The sequence below is a fragment of the Janthinobacterium salmonicoloratum genome (genome assembly GCF_051380845.1).
In the GTDB taxonomy this organism is placed as follows: Bacteria; Pseudomonadota; Gammaproteobacteria; order Burkholderiales; family Burkholderiaceae_D; genus Janthinobacterium; species Janthinobacterium lividum_F.
Genome location: NZ_JBNYXV010000001.1, coordinates 2,605,648 through 2,621,788 on the forward strand (window position 1 = coordinate 2,605,648; position 16,141 = coordinate 2,621,788).

Here is a 16,141-nt window from a genome sequence, read left to right on the forward strand (position 1 = left end):
GACAATTTACATGCTCCTTCAGCGTGCGGCAGGTGCATAACTGACGCGGCGCACTTCGCGGATCTGCCCCTCCTTGAGCGCCCCTTCCACCACTTCATAGCCGAGCAGGGCGAAGACCCGGCCCTGCAGGAACAGGGGCCGCGCATTGCCATACCAGTCCACACAGGAAGCGCGGCAGCCGTCGTCCGGCGCCGGGCCAGGCCGCGCCGCCAGCGCGCCCAGCTCCGTCAACTGCAAGCCGCTGTTACGCAGATAGAGCACGGATGCGGCTGACTTGTTGAGGCCAGGCCGCTCGTCCGCGCCCAGGATGGGCAGCCCGATCATGCCCTCGCTGGCCGTTTGTGGCTTGTAGAAAAAGCCGTGGCTGCGCGACTCGCCCTGCGCCGCATCGGCGCGGATGTAGCGCGTGGCAATCGCCGCCTGTGCCCCCAGGCGGATGCTGCTGAAGTGCAGATCCTTGCCCTGCGCGCCGATCACCACGGCATCATTGCCCAGCGCCTCGATGCGCTCCACGCCGTGCGGCAGGGACAAGGCTTGCACGCTGCCCGCATCGGCCCAGCGCACGGCATACAGGGGCTGGCGCGGCCAGGCCTGGTCCGCCTGCCGCCGGCCGCCATTGCCCGGATTGCCGTACAACAGATAGGACCCCACATAGCGGTTCTGCAGACCGTAGCCGCCGCCACCGGGCAGCGGCTTGTAGCTGCTGGCGGGCGCACTGTCGCGGCCATCGGAAAACGACGTCAATGGCACGCGCAGCAAGGCCATGTCGCCGCGGCCCCGCGCGCCATCCCACATGGCGTCGCCCTGGCCTTCGGCGCGCAGCAAGACGTTCAGGTGGCCATCCACGCTTTCCAGGAACGAAAACTGGTCGACGGGCGCGCCCGCCACCTTCAGGGCGCTGGGCGCCGAACCATCGAGGGGAATGCGGAACACGCCCGAGTCGCGGCCCCGGCGCGTCGTCCACACGAAAACGGATTCGCCCGACACATAAAATACGCGGCCCTGCGGCCCCATCACGGCGGTCGCTTCGCAGCGCATGTCGCGCTGCGCCAGGTCGCACACGGTGACCGTATGCAGGGTCAGGCCGGCGCCCGGTTCGGGCTCTTCATCGGTGCGGTAAATGCGCGTGGCAGGGGCGATGCGCTTGAAGTCGGACGGCACCGTATCGTGACGCCAGCGGCGCAGCGCCGGGAAGCCGCCAAAGGGGTCACCCCGGTGCAAGTTCAGCGACAGGGGCGAATAGAACACCAGTTTGCTGCCGATCAGCCGGCTGGCGTAATTGCGCGACGAATAGTAATCGTTGGAGCGCAAGTGATACGTGGCGCGGTAGGCCAGCTTGCCGTTCGCATCGATGTCGAACAGGCCGATCTCCGTGCCGCCACGGCTGTAGCTGTAGCCGATGACCACCACCGTGTCGCCGTCGATCAGCATCTCGTCATACCAGCTGCCCGACGGATCGCTGCCCGGCGCGAATGCGTCTAGCACCGCGACGGGCTTCAAGGCCTTGCCATCCACCTGCACGGTAAACAGCTTGCCGCGTCTGAGCATCACCAGGTGCTTGCCATGCAGCTTGACGATGCCGCCTTCGTCCACGCCCGCCGTCTGCACATTGGTGACGGATTCCGCCGCTTCTGCCGAAGCTGCCGGTGCGGCTTTCGCCACCATCGGCTCAGCAGGGGCCGGCGGCGCCGCCGCCGTGTACTGCGCCGAATACTGCGCCGTAGCGCGCTGCAGTTTCTGCTGCTCCCTTTGCAGGGCCGCCTGGCGCGCCTGCAACTGCTGCAGGTAGCTGCTCAAGGCCTGCTCGCTGGCGAACGGCGCCAGGGTCTTGCGCGGCGCCGTGCCGGCGGCATGGCAGCCTGCCGACAGCAGCAGGGACAGTATCAGGGTGATCTTGAGGGCGCTGGACATCGCTTCTTCTCCGGTTGGCTGGGGTGTCAAGCATGAAACGCAGCGGCGCAGAAAAAGGGGTTAAAGGCGCGTAAAAATATTCACGCGGCTACTGCCTTACTCAAAACCACGTATGCGGTCACCATTGAAATTCGGCAGGCGCCACTCAAAGTGCAGGGCCAGGAAACGGAACAGGAAGCCGGCGCCGATGGACGCCAGCTGCGCCACAGAGCTGTCGACCTTGAAATACAGCAGGCCCACATACAGGCTGCCCGTAAACAGGGCAACGGTGGCATACACTTCGCGCTGCAGCACGAGGGGAATCTGGTTGCACAGGATATCGCGCAGCAGGCCGCCGAAGACGCCCGTGATCATCCCCGCCAGCACGACGATGGCCGGATGCATCTTGGCCGACATGGCGATGTCGCAGCCGATCACGCAAAACGCCACGAGCCCCAGTCCGTCGACCAGCAGGAAGATGGCGCGCAGATGGTGCAGGTAGCGTGCGACAAAAGCCGTGACGACAGCCGCACCGATGGTAAACAGCAGGTATTCGGGATGCGCGATCCAGCCCAGCGGATAGTGCCCCAGCAGCACGTCACGCACGGTGCCGCCACCGAGCGCCGTGACGGTGCCGATCATGCAGATGCCGAACAAATCCATGCCGCGCCGCATGCCCATGATGGCGCCGGACATCGCTTCGGCGACGATCGCCACCAGGTAAATCGTATATAACAGCATGCTCTTATTCTTCCGAAAATGATTTGAGAATTTGTTCGCGTTCGCGCGCTTCGCTCAAGGTGCGCGCCTCGCTCGTGCCCGTGCTGGAGCCGCCATCGCCGCCAGCTTCACCGTGCGCCATGCGCGTATCGGCAGCGCCACTGCCGCAGCTGACACTGCTGTGGATAAAGGCAAAGTTATCCTTCAGGCAGTCGCCGGCCAGGTACTCGGCATACACGTAGTCGCCGTCGAGCAAGGCCAGGCCTGGCGGTTCGGCCAGCACCTGTTCGCGGCGGCCCTGCACGGCCACTTGCATGTAGTCGCGCCAGACGGGCAACGCCAGAGTCCCCCCCGTGGCGTTGCCCAGGCTTTTCGGCTGGTCGTAACCGAGCCAGACGACGGACACAAGGCCCGAGGAATAGCCGGCGAACCAGGCGTCATACGCGTTATTCGATGTCCCCGTCTTGCCGGCCGCGTCGCCGCGTCCCAGCGCCAGCGCGCCGCGTCCCGTGCCGCTCTTGACGACGTCGCGCAGCATGCTGTCCATGACGTAGGCGTTGCGCGTGGAGATGACTTGCGTGCCTGGCGCCGGGTCGCCCTTGGCGCGTGGCGCCGCATCGCTGAACAGCACCGCGCCGCTGCGGCTGCGCACTTCCTTGATCAGCTTTGGCGGCATCTGCATGCCGCCATTGGCGAAGACGGCATATGATTGCGCCAGCTGCAGCGGCGTGACGGCGCCCGCGCCCAGCGCCAGCGGCAGGGAGACGGGATTGCGCGCGCCCTCGAAGCCGAAGCGCGTGGCGTAGTGCTGCACGTAGCCGGGACCGGCCGCCTGCATCAGGCTGACGGCCACGAGGTTTTTCGAGCGCACGAGGCCGCGCCGCACGCTGATGAAGCCTTCATAATTGTTGCCGTAATTGCGCGGACGCCACGGCTGCGCGCCCGTTTCCTGCGGCAGCAGCAAGCGCTGCGTATCGTCCACGGCCGTGCCGGGGAAATATCCCTTTTCCAGCGCCGCCGAATACACGAAGGGCTTGAAGCTGGAACCGGGCTGGCGGTAGGCCTGCATGGCGTGGTTGTAGTGGTTGCGGTAGAAATCGAAGCCGCCCGCCATGGCGACGATTTCACCGCTGTTCGCCTCGACGGAAATAAGCGCGCCTTCCATCTCGGGCAGCTGGCTCACCAGCCAACGCTTCCTTGCCGCGTCCTGCACTACGCGAATCACGCTGCCCTCGACGATGGCGCGCTTGCCATCCCATTGCAGCTTGCCGCCCAGGCGGGCGTCCGATGCCATCAGCACGATTTCGTAGCCATTGCGCAACTGCGCCGTCACCTGGCGCTTGCCGCTCGTCTCGACTTTGCGCACCAGGGCGGCGCGCACTTCTCCGCTGTCCGGATAGGCGGCCAGCTGGCGCGCCACGCTGTCTTCGGAGGCGGCCAGGCGCGCTTCCGGGCCACGATAGCCGCGCCGCGCCTGTGCATTCAATAGCCCATCGCGCAGCGACTTGTCGGCCGCGATTTGCGGCGCCATGCGAATGGTGGTCGTTACGTCCAGGCCCATGCTGTAGGCGCCTTCGGGATAGCTTTGCAGGATCAGTTGGCGCGCCTCCTCGACCGCATACGCGGCCGCGTGCACGGAGCTGTTGCGGTCCTTGTTCAGGGCCAGTTTTTCCGCCACGGCGGCGTCGTATTCGGCCGGCGTGATGTAGCCGAGTTCGCGCATGCGCTGCAGGATGTAGTGCTGGCGCACGGTGGCGCGTTGCGGATTGGCGACGGGGTTATAGGCCGACGGCGCTTTCGGCAAGCCGGCCAGCATGGCCGCTTCGGCGATGCTGACCTCGGCCAGGGGCTTGTCAAAATAAATGTTCGAGGCGGCGGAAAAACCGTAGGAACGTTCGCCCAGATAAATCTGGTTCATATACAGTTCCAGCAGCTTGTCCTTGCCGTAGTGCTGTTCCAGCTTGTAGGCGAGCAGCATCTCCGTCAGCTTGCGCTGCACGGTCTTTTCGCGCGACAGGAAAAAGTCGCGCGCCACCTGCATGGTGATGGTGCTGGCGCCCTGCGCGTGGTGACCCGTGACGACGTTGGCGAGCGTGGCGCGCGTCAAGCCATAGAAATCGACGGCGCCGTGTTCGTAGAAACGCGCATCCTCGATGGCCAGCAAGGCCTGGCGCATGCGCAGCGGGATGTCTTTCAAGGGCAAAAATTCGCGACGCTCTTCGCCGTATTCGGCCAGCAGTTCGCCTTCGCTGGAAAAAATGCGCAGCGGCAGCGCAGGCTTGTACTGCGCCAGATGCTCGACGGCTGGCAAGTCCTGCCACGCCTGGCGCAGCCACCAGCCGCCCGCCAGCGCGCCGGCCAGGCCCAGGCCCAGGGTCAATCCCAGGCCGAACTTCAGATTGCGCGCCAGCTTCGACTGGGGCTTGCGGGTGGTGTTGTCGTTCGCTTGTGCTTCCATGGTGGTATTTCCTTGCTGCCAGGAGGCCGCATACGGGTATGCGGCACTCCATCAAAGAGGCATTGTGCACTGCACCACACCCATCCTTATCAAAAGTAAGTATTATTTAGTATTGATAAATTTTTCTTATGCAAGGCAATGACCATGGATCTCAATCCCAAGCACACGGAAGCGTTCCGCGCCGTCGTCGAAACGGGCAGCTTCGAGCAGGCGGCACTGCGGCTGCACCTGACGTCGCCCGCCATTTCGCAGCGGGTGCGGGCGCTGGAAAGTCAGCTGGGCAATGCGCTGATCGTGCGCAGCCGTCCCGCGCGCGCCACGCGCATGGGCCAGCGCCTGATGCAGTACCTGAAGCGCGCCAAGCTGCTGGAAGCGGACTTGCAGGCGGAGCTGGCGGTGCAGCAGGATGCCCCGCTGACCCTGGTGCTGGCGCTGAACGCGGACTCGATGGGCACCTGGTTTTTTCCGGCCCTGTCGGAGGTGCTGATACGCGAAAGGGTGCTGCTGGACCTGACCGTGGAAGACCAGGACCACACGTACACCTTGCTGGAGACGGGCATGGCTATCGGCTGCATCAGCACGGAGCCCAAGCCCATGCGCGGCTGCACGGCCGAGCCGCTGGGCGTGATGCGCTACTGGCTGGTGGCCACGCCCGCGTTCCGCCAGCAGTGGTTCCCGCACGGGCTGACGCGCAAGGCGGCGCGCACGGCGCCCGTCGTCGCCTACACGCGCAAGGACACCTTGCAATCGTCGTTCCTGCAACAGGCGCTGGGATTGCCCGAGGGAGCCTACCCCTGCCATTACGTGCCGGGCGCCACCTCGCACTTCAACGCCATCCGCTACGGCCTCGGCTACGGCATGGTGCCCGAGCTGCTGCTGAAAGCGAATACGGATGGCGAGCTGGTGGAAATGCTCACGCCGAAGAGCCCGGCCGACGTGGCACTGTACTGGCACACGTGGAAGGTGCAGTCGCCGCGCATGGAGCAGCTGTCGCGGCAAATCATCAGGGCGGCGCGCAGCATGCTGAAGTAGTTACCGCTGCATGCCCCAGCGCCTCAGGGTGACGCGCTCCAGGCTGCGAAAGCCAATGTTTTCCACCAGCAGCCCGATGACGATGACGGCCGCCAGGCCGGCGAACACCTTATCCGTGTACAGCTCGTTGCGGTTCTGGAAGATATACCAGCCCAGACCGCCCTGCCCCGATGTGGTGCCAAATACCAGCTCGGCCGCGATCAGCGTGCGCCAGGCAAACGCCCAGCCGATCTTCAAGCCCGAGACGATGGAGGGCAAGGCGCCCGGCACGAGGATGTGCAGCACCAGGCGCAAGCCGTTCAGCCCGTAATTGCGGCCCGCCATGCGCAGGGTTTCCGGTACGCCCTGGAAACCCGCATACGTGTTCAGTGCCAGCGGCCACATCACGGAATGGACGATGACGAAGATCAGGCTGGCGCGGCCCAGGCCGAACCACAGCAGGGCCAGCGGAAGCAGGGCAATCGCCGGCAAGGGATTCAACATGGCCGTCAGGGTTTCCAGCACGTCGCGCCCGAGGCGGCTGGACACTGCCAGCAAGGTCAGCACGAAGGCGGCCAGCACGCCCACCGCATAGCCCTGCAGCAAGACGACCAGGGACGCGGCTGTACGCGTGAGCAATTCACCGCTGGCGATGCCGCCGATAAACGCCTGCGCCGTCTGCAGAAAGCTGGGCAGCAATATATCGTTCTGCGTCCAGCGCGCCGCGCCTTCCCACAGCAGGGCCAGGCTGAGTAAAATCAAGACCTTGCGCCACAAGGCGTGCTGGCTCAAGCGCTGCCAGCGCGACAGCGGCCGTTCGACGGTGACGCCGGCCGGCGGTGGCGCCGCATACACGAACTCCTGGCGGATCGGCGGTTCCAGCAGCGCGCTCATACGGCCTCCCGTTGCGCGCTGCCTGCGTGCGGAACAGGAACAACGTCCTCATCGAACAGCAAGCCGTGGATGCGGCTGCTGGCCGCCTGGAATTCCGCGCTGCCGGCGCTGTGCAAGCCGAACTGATGACTGTTCAATTCGGCGCGCACCCTGCCCGGATGCGGCGACAGCAGCAGAATGCGGTTGCCCACGACCAAGGCTTCCTCGATCGAATGCGTGACGAACACGAGCGTAAAACGCAGCTCTTCCCACAAGCGGCTCAGCTCTTCCTGCATCTTGCGCCGCGTCAAGGCATCGAGGGCGGCAAACGGCTCGTCCATCAGCAGCACTTCCGGCTGCATGGCCAGCGCACGGGCGATGGCTACCCGCTGCTTCATGCCGCCCGACAAGGTATGCGGATGGGCATCCTCAAAGCCGGCCAGGCCCACCTTGGCGATCCAGTGATGGGCGCGCTCGCGGGCCGCCACCTTGTCCAGCCGCTTGCTGGCCAGCAAGGGGAACATGACGTTTTCCAGCACCGTTTTCCACGGCGGCAACTGGTCGAACTCTTGGAACACGACGACCCTGTCCGGCCCCGGTCTATGAATGGGCTGCCCCTGCATGGCGATGCTGCCAGCGCGCGGAGCGATGAAGCCGGCCACGGCTTTCAGCAGTGACGACTTGCCGCAGCCCGATGGCCCCAGCAGCACGAAACGGTCGCCGCGGAACACGTCGAAACTGACGTCATGCGTGGCGCGCACGGTGCGCTGCTCCGTGCGGTACTCCAGGCTGACATTCTTGACGCTGAGCAGTGGCTGTAGCGCAACCGGAGGACGTACCAGGTGAAAGGCGGGTGCGTTCATGTCAGCCTCCTTGCGTGATGGCAGGGTCATCAAAGAAATAATCGCGCCAGCTGTCGGGCAGGTTGCGGATGGCGCTCACGCGGTGCAGGAATTGCGCCAGGCCATAGGTGTTTTGCGGCGCGATCTTGAATTGCACTTGCGGGTTGGCAAAGATTTTCAGCAGCAAATTGCGGTCCACCTTGCTTTTATTCACCTTGATATAGATGTCGGCCGCGCCTTGCGGATTGCTGCTCGCATACTGCGCCGCTTCCGCCAGCGCGGCGATGAAGGCGCGATAGGTCTTCGGATTATCCTTGCGGTATTTTTCCGTCGCATACAGCAGGGTCGATGAACTGGGCCCGCCTTGCACGTCATACGAGTTCAGGATGATGTGGGCGTTCGGGTTTTGCGCCAGTTCCTGCTCCTGGAAAGGCGAGTTGCCGAAGTGGCCACTGAGCTCCGTGCCGCCGGCGATGATGGCGGCGGCCGCGTCCGGGTGCGGCAGGGTTTGCGTGATTTTATCGAGGCGGGCAAATTCCTTGTCGCCCCACTGCTTCGCCACCGCCATTTGCAAGATGCGCGCCTGCACGGAGACAGACACGGCGGGCAAGGCGATGCGGTCCTTGTCCGTCAAGTCCGCCAGGGTTTTCACCTTGGGGTTGTTGCTGATCAAGTAGTAGGGGAAATTGCCCAAGGACGCCACGCCGCGCACGTTCTGCCGGCCTTTCGTGCGGTCCCAGATGGTCAACAGCGGCCCCAGGCCGGCCCCTGCGATATCGATATTGCCCGACAACAAAGCGTCATTGATGGCAGGACCGCCGGACAGGGTGATCCACTCGACTTTCACATCGACGCCCTGCTGCTTGCCATGCTTTTCAATCAGCTTTTGTTCCTGCGCAATATTGAGCAGCAAGAAGGTGATGCCATGCTGGCCCGCGATGCGGATCTGTCCTTCGGCCCGGGCCATGGGCATCGCCATGCCTGTCAAACACAGCATGGCGATGGCGGCGAGCAGGCGGCGGCGGGCAAAGGTAAAGATCGGCAACATGGACACTCCTTGGGTCAGATCAACAGTCAAAGTCAGTACGGCGCATCGCCCTCAATAGTGGTGCGATACAACTTGCGGCGCTGGTCGGGCGGACACCCCGTCGCCAGGTGCATCAGGGAGCGGTTATCCCAGAACACCAGGTCATGCGGCTGCCAGCGGTGCCGATACAGGTGCTCCGGGCGCACGCTGTGGGAAAACAGTTCGTCGAGCAGGGAACGGCTTTCATCGTCAGGCAAGCCGACGACGCGCGTGGTGAAATGCTCGCTGACGAACAGGGCGCGCCGTCCCGTTTCCGGGTGCACGCGCACCACGGGATGCGTGACGGGTTTGACTTCATCGATCTGCGCTTGCGTCAAGGCGGGCCGCCAGGGATTGCGACGGCGCAATTCCTCATACTGGCTGAGGTAGCTGTGCTCGGCACGGGCGCCGCGCACGGCGTGGCGCAGCGCGGCCGGCAAGCTTTCCCAGGCCAGGTGCATATTCGCAAACACGGTATCGCCTCCATCCTGCGGCAACTCTTGCGCGTGCAGCATGGAGCCGAGGCTGGGCACTTCCTTGTACGACAAATCGGAATGCCAGAAATGGCCCGCGTCGCCCAAGCCGATGGGCTGGCCATCTTCGACGATGTTCGAGATGATCAGCACTTCCGCCTGCGTGGGCAGCTGGAACTGGCGCAGCACGTGGATTTGCAACGGGCCGAAGCGGCGGCTGAAATCGACTTGCTGCTGCGGCGTGATGCGCTGGTCGCGGAACACCAGCACGTGATGGTCGAGGTGGGCGTGGTGCAGGCGCTGGAAATCGCCCAGCGACAGTGGCTGCGCCAGGTCCAGCCCCAGCACTTGTGCGCCGAGCGGCGCATCGAAAGTCTCGATACGGAACTGGCTGGTGGATTGCACGGGTTTCAGGACGGCCGACATGGGAATTCGCCAAGAGTCTGGGGAAGTCCACTGTATGCCGGCCGGCCCTGCTTGCAAACGAAGCATTTACTATATGGATATGCGCGGCGCGTTGCGCCACGCAGCAACAGCGCGCTGGCCCTTGCTAAGATATCTCCCAGGCAAAAACCTGGCTGCGCCGATTACGCCGTTGCTTCGTAGCGAGCCAGGCGGGTCGCCATGCGCGGCGCCAGTTCGTGGCCGGCCGTGACGGTCACTTCCAGGTCGTTCAGCAAACCATCCTTCAAGCCATAGACCCAGCCATGGACACTGAGTTCCTGGCCCCGTTCCCACGCATCTTGCACGACGGTGGTCTGGCACACGTTCAAGACTTGTTCGACCACGTTCAGTTCGCACAGGCGGTCGCCGCGCTGGCGGCTGGTCAGCACGTCGCCCAGATAGCGCTCATGCTTCTGCCCCACGTCCTGCACGTGGCGCAGCCAGTTGTCGACCAGGCCGATACGCGTGCCCGTCATGGCCGCATGCACGCCCTTGCAGCCATAATGGCCGACGATGATGACATGTTTGACTTTCAGCACGTCCACGGCAAATTGCAGGACGGACAGGCAATTGAGGTCGGAATGCACGACCACGTTGGCAATATTACGGTGCACAAACACGTCGCCAGGCGCCATGCCCAGCAGTTCGTTGGCAGGCACACGGCTGTCGGAACAGCCGATCCACAGGTATTCAGGCGACGTTTGCGCTTCCAGGTTCTTGAAGAAATTCGGGTCTTTCGCCACCATCGAGTCGGCCCAGCGGCGGTTACGCTGCAGCAGTTCCGCCAGGGCCGGGCCATTTTTCTGTTCGGTCATATCGCTCCCATTGTGTAAGTACGACTAAATTGGCGGCAGATCGCGCCCATAGGCCGGCGATGTGCGCAATTTCTCAGTCTTAGTGAAAAAAACGCCGGGATGTTTAAGCATCCCGGCGCCTGGTATTACGTGTGCTTACTCAAAAAAATCCTTGACCTTGTCTTTCCAGGTCTTGCTTTGCGGACTGTGCTTGGCACCGCCCTCGGTGGTCGACTTTTCAAAGTCGCGCAGCAGGTCTTTCTGTTTTTCCGTCAGTTTCACCGGTGTTTCGATCGCCACGTGGCAGAACAGGTCGCCCGCGTAACCGGAGCGCACGCCCTTGATGCCCTTGCCTTTCAGGCGGAAGGTTTTACCCGACTGGGTGCCTTCCGGGATCGTGAACGACACTTTGCCGTTCAGGGTAGGCACTTCGATTTCGCCGCCCAGGGCCGCCTTGGTGAACGAAATCGGCATTTCGCAATGCAGGTCGTCGCCTTCGCGCTGGAACACGGCGTGCGGCTTGATGTGGATTTCCACATACAGGTCGCCCGCCGGGCCGCCATTCGTGCCCGGTTCGCCGTTGCCGGACGAACGGATACGCATGCCGTTGTCGATACCGACTGGAATTTTCACTTCCAGGGTCTTGTTGCGCTTGATGCGACCGGCGCCGCCGCATGGCGTGCACGGGTCGGTGATGACCTTGCCGCTGCCATGGCATTTCGGGCAGGTTTGCTGGATGCTGAAGAAACCTTGCTGCATGCGCACCTGGCCGTGGCCACCGCAAGTACCGCAAGTGGTCGGCGAGGTGCCCGGCTTGGCGCCGCTGCCGTGGCACGTGTCGCACTTGTCCCAGCTCGGCACGCGGATGGTCGTGTCGAAGCCGTGAGCAGCTTGCTCCAGTGTAATTTCCAGGTTGTAGCGCAAGTCGGCGCCACGGTACACCTGTGGACCCGCATTGCGGCTGCGTCCGCCGCCACCGCCAAAGATGTCGCCGAAGATATCGCCGAAGCTGTCGGCAAAGCCGCCAGCACCGCCGCCGAAGCCGCCACCGCCGCCCATGTTCGGGTCCACGCCAGCGTGACCATAACGGTCATACGCATCGCGCTTTTCCGGATTGGTCAGCATCTCGTAGGCTTCTTTGACTTCCTTAAACTTTTCTTCCGATTCCTTGCTATCCGGATTGCGGTCCGGATGGTATTTCATCGCCAGTTTACGGTAAGACTTTTTGATCTCTTCTTCCGAAGCATTTTTTGCGACACCGAGTGTCTCGTAAAAATCACGCTTTGCCATGTTGTCGGCACCTTGCAGTCTATCTACTGATGTAAAAATTACACGAAAAAGCCGAGTCGAGTGCTGCACTGGGCAACGACTCGGCTCGGCCGGTCTTCGCGGCTAATCCCGCGATGTAGCGTTCAGCCCGGCTGCCCCCAGTTCATGGGAGCGCAAGACATTACTTGCTGTCTTTGACTTCTTTGAAGTCAGCGTCAACAACGTCGTCTTGCTTGGCGCCTGCGTCCGATGCGCCAGCAGCTTGCTGTGCACCTTCCGCGCCGCCGGCAGCTTGCTGCGCTTGCATGTCGGCATACATTTTTTCGCCCAGTTTCTGCGATGCGCTCGACAGTGCTTCCACCTTGGCGTCGATCTCAGCCTTGTCGCCCGCCTTGATGCTTGCTTCCAGGTCGGTGATGGCCGCTTCGATCTTCTCTTTCTCGCCCGCATCCAGCTTGTCGCCGTATTCGGTCAAGGATTTCCGGGTCGAGTGTACCAGAGCATCGGCCTGGTTGCGCGACTCGGCCAATTCTTTGACCTTCTTGTCTTCTTCCGCGTTCAACTCGGCGTCTTTGACCATCTTCTGGATTTCAGCCTCGGTCAAGCCGGAATTGGCCTTGATCGTGATCTTGTTTTCCTTGCCGGTGGCCTTGTCTTTCGCGCCGACATGCAAGATGCCGTTGGCGTCGATGTCGAAGGTCACTTCGATCTGTGGCGTACCACGCGATGCTGGCGGGATACCTTCCAGATTGAATTCGCCCAGACCCTTGTTGCCGGCGGCGATTTCGCGCTCACCCTGGAAGACCTTGATGGTCACCGCAGGCTGGTTGTCGTCGGCCGTCGAGAACACCTGGCTGAACTTGGTCGGAATCGTCGTGTTTTTGTGGATCATCTTGGTCATCACGCCGCCCAGGGTTTCGATACCCAGGGACAGAGGAGTGACGTCCAGCAACAGCAAGTCCTTGCGTTCGCCCGACAGGACCGAACCTTGAATCGCTGCGCCCACGGCGACGGCTTCGTCCGGGTTCACGTCCTTGCGTGGATCCTTGCCGAAGAATTCCTTCACTTTTTCCTGTACCTTCGGCATACGCGTCATGCCGCCGACCAGGATGATGTCATCGATGTCCGACACTTTCACGCCAGCATCTTTGATGGCAATGCGGCATGGTTCCATCGTGGCCGTGATCAGCTCTTCCACCAGGGATTCCAGCTTGGCGCGGGTCATCTTCAGGTTCAAGTGGACCGGTGCGCCGTTCGCCATGGCGATGTACGGCTCGTTGATCTCGGTTTGTTGCGACGACGACAACTCGATCTTCGCGCGCTCGGCCGAAGCCTTGATGCGCTGCAGAGCGATCGGATCTTTTTTCAGATCGATGCCGTTGATCTTCTTGAACTCGTCGATGATGTAATCGATGACGCGTTGGTCGAAGTCTTCGCCGCCCAGGAAGGTGTCGCCGTTGGTCGACAGCACTTCAAATTGTTTCTCGCCATCAACATCTGCGATTTCGATGATCGACACGTCGAACGTACCGCCACCCAAGTCATACACGGCGATTTTACGGTCGCCTTTTTCGGTCTTGTCCAGGCCGAACGCCAGCGCTGCCGCGGTTGGCTCGTTGATGATGCGCTTGACGTCCAGGCCAGCGATACGGCCGGCATCCTTGGTCGCTTGACGCTGCGAGTCGTTGAAGTACGCGGGCACGGTGATGACGGCTTCGGTGACTTCTTCACCGAGGTAGTCTTCTGCCGTTTTCTTCATCTTGCGCAGGACTTCAGCCGAAATTTGCGGCGGCGCCAGTTTTTTGTCGCGTACGCCAATCCATGCATCGCCGTTGTCGGCTTTCATGATTTGATACGGCATCAGCGCGATGTCTTTTTGAACTTCTTTTTCGTCGAACTTGCGACCGATCAGACGCTTGACTGCGTACAGCGTGTTTTTCGGATTGGTCACGGCCTGGCGTTTCGCTGGCGCGCCGACGAGAATTTCGCCATCTTCTTGATAAGCAATAATCGACGGCGTCGTGCGTGCGCCTTCAGCGTTTTCGATTACCTTTGGTTGACCGTTTTCCATGATGGAAACGCAGGAATTCGTGGTTCCCAGATCGATACCGATAATTCTACCCATGATTTTTTTCCTTTTATTTGCTAGATTTCAGATGGTTCTTATATGTGGCAAAGCGGCATGGTTTCAAGGCTTGCTTGATGCCGCACTCTGATTATTTTGCTTGCGCGGTCGTTACAATGGCTGGACGCAGCAGGCGGTCCGCAATCATATAGCCCTTTTGCAGGACGGACACGATGGTATTGGCTTCCTGCTCCGCTGGCACCACGGCAACAGCCTGGTGTTTCATCGGATCGAGCTTTTCACCCTGCACTGGCAATACTTCCACCAGGCGGTTGCGCTCGAACGCGGCGTTCAATTGCTTCAGGGTCATCTCGACGCCTTCTTTCAGCGATTCGATGGTCGGTGCTTCCACCGTCAGCGCCGTTTCCAGGCTGTCTTTCACCGGCACCATGGCCTCGGCAAAGCTTTCCACTGCGAATTTATGTGCTTTAGCAACATCTTCCTGCGCGCGGCGGCGGATATTTTCGCCATCGGCCTTGGCGCGCATGAAGGCATCGTGCATCTCTGCAAGACGCGCTTCGGTACTCGCCAGCTGCTCTTCCAAAGTAGGCTCTGCGGGAGTCGATGGGGCAGTCGCCGCGGCGTCCGCTTGCGGATTAGGTACAGCTTGGTTTTCCTGATCTTGCATCTGAAAAGCTCCTACAATCAATGACTTAAATGAGTTAGTCTAACTATCTTTACAACACTAACGGGCAGATGGGGCTATATCCTATTGTTTCAAGGGGTATGTGCGGCAAAACCAGGATTACATCGATCCATGTTACAGCTTATTACAAAACGCTACCCATTTCGGACAGCGATCCGTGCGCGCGCCCCCTTGGTTTTCCAGGCTTCCCACGGCAAAGCGGGCATTCTACCAGCCCCGCCGCCGCCATCGCCACTGGTGGTGTTGCTATTTGGAAAACCCCTTGACCACGCCAGACATGACAAAGCCGCGCAAGCGCGGCTTTCTTGATGATATTGGATACCGGCAGCGACAGCTTAATTCGGCGCGCCCAGGGCCAGCGCCGCCTCGCGCGCCTGCTCGCCCACTTTCTTGTCCGCCTCGCGCTGCGCCGCCGTCTTCATCGTCGGCCAGCCTATCATGTGCTGTTCCGCAATTTCCGCCAGGCCCGCGATCCAGGCTGGCGTTTCGTTCAGGCAAGCGATGTAATGAAACTGCTGGCCGCCAGCCGTTTCAAAATCATGCTTGGCTTCCATGGCGATCTCTTCCAGCGTTTCCAGGCAATCGCTGGTAAAGCCCGGGCACAGCAGATCGACGCGCTTGACGCCATGTTGCGCCAGCGCCACCAGGGTGGGCGCCGTGTACGGCTGCAGCCATTCGGCCTTGCCAAAGCGCGACTGGAAGGTCACCACATATTGATCTTTAGATAATTTTAACTTTTCCGCCAGCAGGCGCGCCGTTTTCAGGCATTGGCAGTGGTAGGGGTCGCCCAGCAGCAAGGTGCGCTTGGGGACGCCATGAAAACTCATCACCAGTTTTTCGGGACGGCCATGCGCCTCCCAGTGGTTCAGCACGGAGTCGCGCAAGGCGTCGATATACGTGTCGTGCTCGTGATATTGCTTAATAAAGCGCAATTCCGGCACATTGCGCACCGTGGCGTAATGGGCAAACACGGCGTCGTAGATGGAACCCGTCGTCGTGCCAGAATATTGCGGATAGGCAGGCAGGATGGTGATGCGCTCACAGCCTTCGCTTTTCAGCTTGGCCAGCACGTCGGGCAAGGAAGGCGAACCGTAGCGCATGGCCATGGCCACCGTCACGCCATCATGACCCCGCTCGGCCAGGGCGCCGGCCAGCAACTTGGCCTGCTTTTGCGTGTGCACTTTCAGGGGCGAGCCTTCCCGCGTCCAGATCGACGCGTATTTCTTGGCCGACTGGCCAGAGCGGAATGGCAGGATGATCAGGTTCAGGATGAACCACCAGACGATGCGGGGAATCTCCACCACGCGCGGATCCGACAAAAATTGCTTCAGGTAGCGTCGCACGGCCAACGAGGTCGGTGCATCGGGCGTGCCCAGGTTGACCAGCACCACGGCGCTGCGGTCGATACTGCCATGCGTGTACGGCGGTTCTGTTTGAAATGACATGAAGGCTCTTCGAAGGCGTTGGATGGATAGCCAGTTATTATAGTTGCATTGAGTTAATAGCGAGGCACTGGGGTCAGACCCTCAA

13 protein-coding genes are annotated in these 16,141 nt (G+C 61.7%); 1 reads left to right on the plus strand and 12 read right to left on the minus strand.

Annotation, left to right across the window (positions count from 1 at the left end; genetic code table 11):
• Positions 1-18: 18 nt before the first annotated feature.
• From ACQ4WY_RS12055 to ACQ4WY_RS12065, 3 genes are all read right to left on the minus strand, one after another.
• The gene (locus tag ACQ4WY_RS12055) at positions 19-1,911 is read right to left on the minus strand and encodes a beta-propeller domain-containing protein (RefSeq protein WP_436504179.1); all 1,893 of its coding nucleotides are present in this window, start codon (positions 1,909-1,911) and stop codon (positions 19-21) included.
• A 96-nt stretch (positions 1,912-2,007) separates the two neighbouring features.
• Positions 2,008-2,631: a trimeric intracellular cation channel family protein gene (locus ACQ4WY_RS12060; protein WP_070254674.1), complete on the minus strand. Its 624-nt coding sequence runs from the start codon at positions 2,629-2,631 to the stop codon at positions 2,008-2,010.
• Positions 2,632-2,635: 4 nt separating this feature from the next.
• Entirely contained in the window at positions 2,636-5,068 is a 2,433-nt protein-coding gene (locus ACQ4WY_RS12065) for a penicillin-binding protein 1A (RefSeq protein ID WP_436504181.1), read from the minus strand.
• A 138-nt stretch (positions 5,069-5,206) separates the two neighbouring features.
• On the opposite strand from ACQ4WY_RS12065, the gene ACQ4WY_RS12070 reads away from it, so the two are divergent.
• The gene (locus tag ACQ4WY_RS12070) at positions 5,207-6,100 is read left to right on the plus strand and encodes an HTH-type transcriptional regulator ArgP (protein WP_436504182.1); all 894 of its coding nucleotides are present in this window, start codon (positions 5,207-5,209) and stop codon (positions 6,098-6,100) included.
• Here ACQ4WY_RS12070 and ACQ4WY_RS12075 read toward each other — a convergent pair whose 3' ends face one another.
• The 9 genes from ACQ4WY_RS12075 to hemH form a co-directional block, all read right to left on the minus strand.
• Positions 6,101-6,973 carry an ABC transporter permease gene (locus tag ACQ4WY_RS12075; protein WP_436504183.1) on the minus strand — a complete coding sequence of 291 codons (873 nt, stop codon included), beginning with the start codon at positions 6,971-6,973 and terminating at the stop codon, positions 6,101-6,103.
• Positions 6,970-7,815, minus strand: a complete 846-nt coding sequence (locus ACQ4WY_RS12080; protein ID WP_353659790.1) for an ABC transporter ATP-binding protein — start codon at positions 7,813-7,815, stop codon at positions 6,970-6,972. The genes ACQ4WY_RS12075 and ACQ4WY_RS12080 overlap by 4 nt, the downstream gene beginning before the upstream one ends.
• A gap of 1 nt (position 7,816) precedes the next feature.
• The gene (locus tag ACQ4WY_RS12085) at positions 7,817-8,842 is read right to left on the minus strand and encodes an ABC transporter substrate-binding protein (protein WP_436504185.1); all 1,026 of its coding nucleotides are present in this window, start codon (positions 8,840-8,842) and stop codon (positions 7,817-7,819) included.
• Positions 8,843-8,874: 32 nt separating this feature from the next.
• Positions 8,875-9,759, minus strand: a complete 885-nt coding sequence (locus ACQ4WY_RS12090; RefSeq protein ID WP_436504186.1) for a TauD/TfdA dioxygenase family protein — start codon at positions 9,757-9,759, stop codon at positions 8,875-8,877.
• Between the two features lie 161 nt (positions 9,760-9,920).
• Positions 9,921-10,592, minus strand: a complete 672-nt coding sequence (gene can, locus ACQ4WY_RS12095; protein ID WP_225242737.1) for a carbonate dehydratase — start codon at positions 10,590-10,592, stop codon at positions 9,921-9,923.
• A gap of 135 nt (positions 10,593-10,727) precedes the next feature.
• On the minus strand, positions 10,728-11,861 hold the full coding sequence (gene dnaJ / locus ACQ4WY_RS12100) for a molecular chaperone DnaJ (protein WP_219115251.1): 1,134 nt from the start codon (positions 11,859-11,861) through the stop codon (positions 10,728-10,730).
• Between the two features lie 160 nt (positions 11,862-12,021).
• The gene (gene dnaK / locus ACQ4WY_RS12105) at positions 12,022-13,965 is read right to left on the minus strand and encodes a molecular chaperone DnaK (RefSeq protein WP_034745982.1); all 1,944 of its coding nucleotides are present in this window, start codon (positions 13,963-13,965) and stop codon (positions 12,022-12,024) included.
• A 91-nt stretch (positions 13,966-14,056) separates the two neighbouring features.
• The gene (gene grpE / locus ACQ4WY_RS12110) at positions 14,057-14,593 is read right to left on the minus strand and encodes a nucleotide exchange factor GrpE (RefSeq protein WP_034788734.1); all 537 of its coding nucleotides are present in this window, start codon (positions 14,591-14,593) and stop codon (positions 14,057-14,059) included.
• Between the two features lie 353 nt (positions 14,594-14,946).
• Positions 14,947-16,056, minus strand: coding sequence for a ferrochelatase (gene hemH / locus ACQ4WY_RS12115; protein WP_436504187.1), 1,110 nt, complete (start codon positions 16,054-16,056; stop codon positions 14,947-14,949).
• Positions 16,057-16,141: the final 85 nt, after the last annotated feature.

Excerpts from the sequence above, each read along its gene's own strand:
- ACQ4WY_RS12055 (WP_436504179.1), bottom strand. The coding sequence starts at position 1,911 with ATGTCCAGCGCCCTCAAGATCACCCTGATACTGTCCCTGCTGCTGTCG.
- dnaJ (WP_219115251.1), bottom strand. The coding sequence starts at position 11,861 with ATGGCAAAGCGTGATTTTTACGAGACACTCGGTGTCGCAAAAAATGCT.
- ACQ4WY_RS12090 (WP_436504186.1), bottom strand. The coding sequence starts at position 9,759 with ATGTCGGCCGTCCTGAAACCCGTGCAATCCACCAGCCAGTTCCGTATC.
- ACQ4WY_RS12080 (WP_353659790.1), bottom strand. The coding sequence starts at position 7,815 with ATGAACGCACCCGCCTTTCACCTGGTACGTCCTCCGGTTGCGCTACAG.
- hemH (WP_436504187.1), bottom strand. The coding sequence starts at position 16,056 with ATGTCATTTCAAACAGAACCGCCGTACACGCATGGCAGTATCGACCGC.
- can (WP_225242737.1), bottom strand. The coding sequence starts at position 10,592 with ATGACCGAACAGAAAAATGGCCCGGCCCTGGCGGAACTGCTGCAGCGT.
- ACQ4WY_RS12070 (WP_436504182.1), top strand. The coding sequence starts at position 5,207 with ATGACCATGGATCTCAATCCCAAGCACACGGAAGCGTTCCGCGCCGTC.
- ACQ4WY_RS12075 (WP_436504183.1), bottom strand. The coding sequence starts at position 6,973 with ATGAGCGCGCTGCTGGAACCGCCGATCCGCCAGGAGTTCGTGTATGCG.
- grpE (WP_034788734.1), bottom strand. The coding sequence starts at position 14,593 with ATGCAAGATCAGGAAAACCAAGCTGTACCTAATCCGCAAGCGGACGCC.
- ACQ4WY_RS12060 (WP_070254674.1), bottom strand. The coding sequence starts at position 2,631 with ATGCTGTTATATACGATTTACCTGGTGGCGATCGTCGCCGAAGCGATG.
- dnaK (WP_034745982.1), bottom strand. The coding sequence starts at position 13,965 with ATGGGTAGAATTATCGGTATCGATCTGGGAACCACGAATTCCTGCGTT.
- ACQ4WY_RS12085 (WP_436504185.1), bottom strand. The coding sequence starts at position 8,842 with ATGTTGCCGATCTTTACCTTTGCCCGCCGCCGCCTGCTCGCCGCCATC.
- ACQ4WY_RS12065 (WP_436504181.1), bottom strand. The coding sequence starts at position 5,068 with ATGGAAGCACAAGCGAACGACAACACCACCCGCAAGCCCCAGTCGAAG.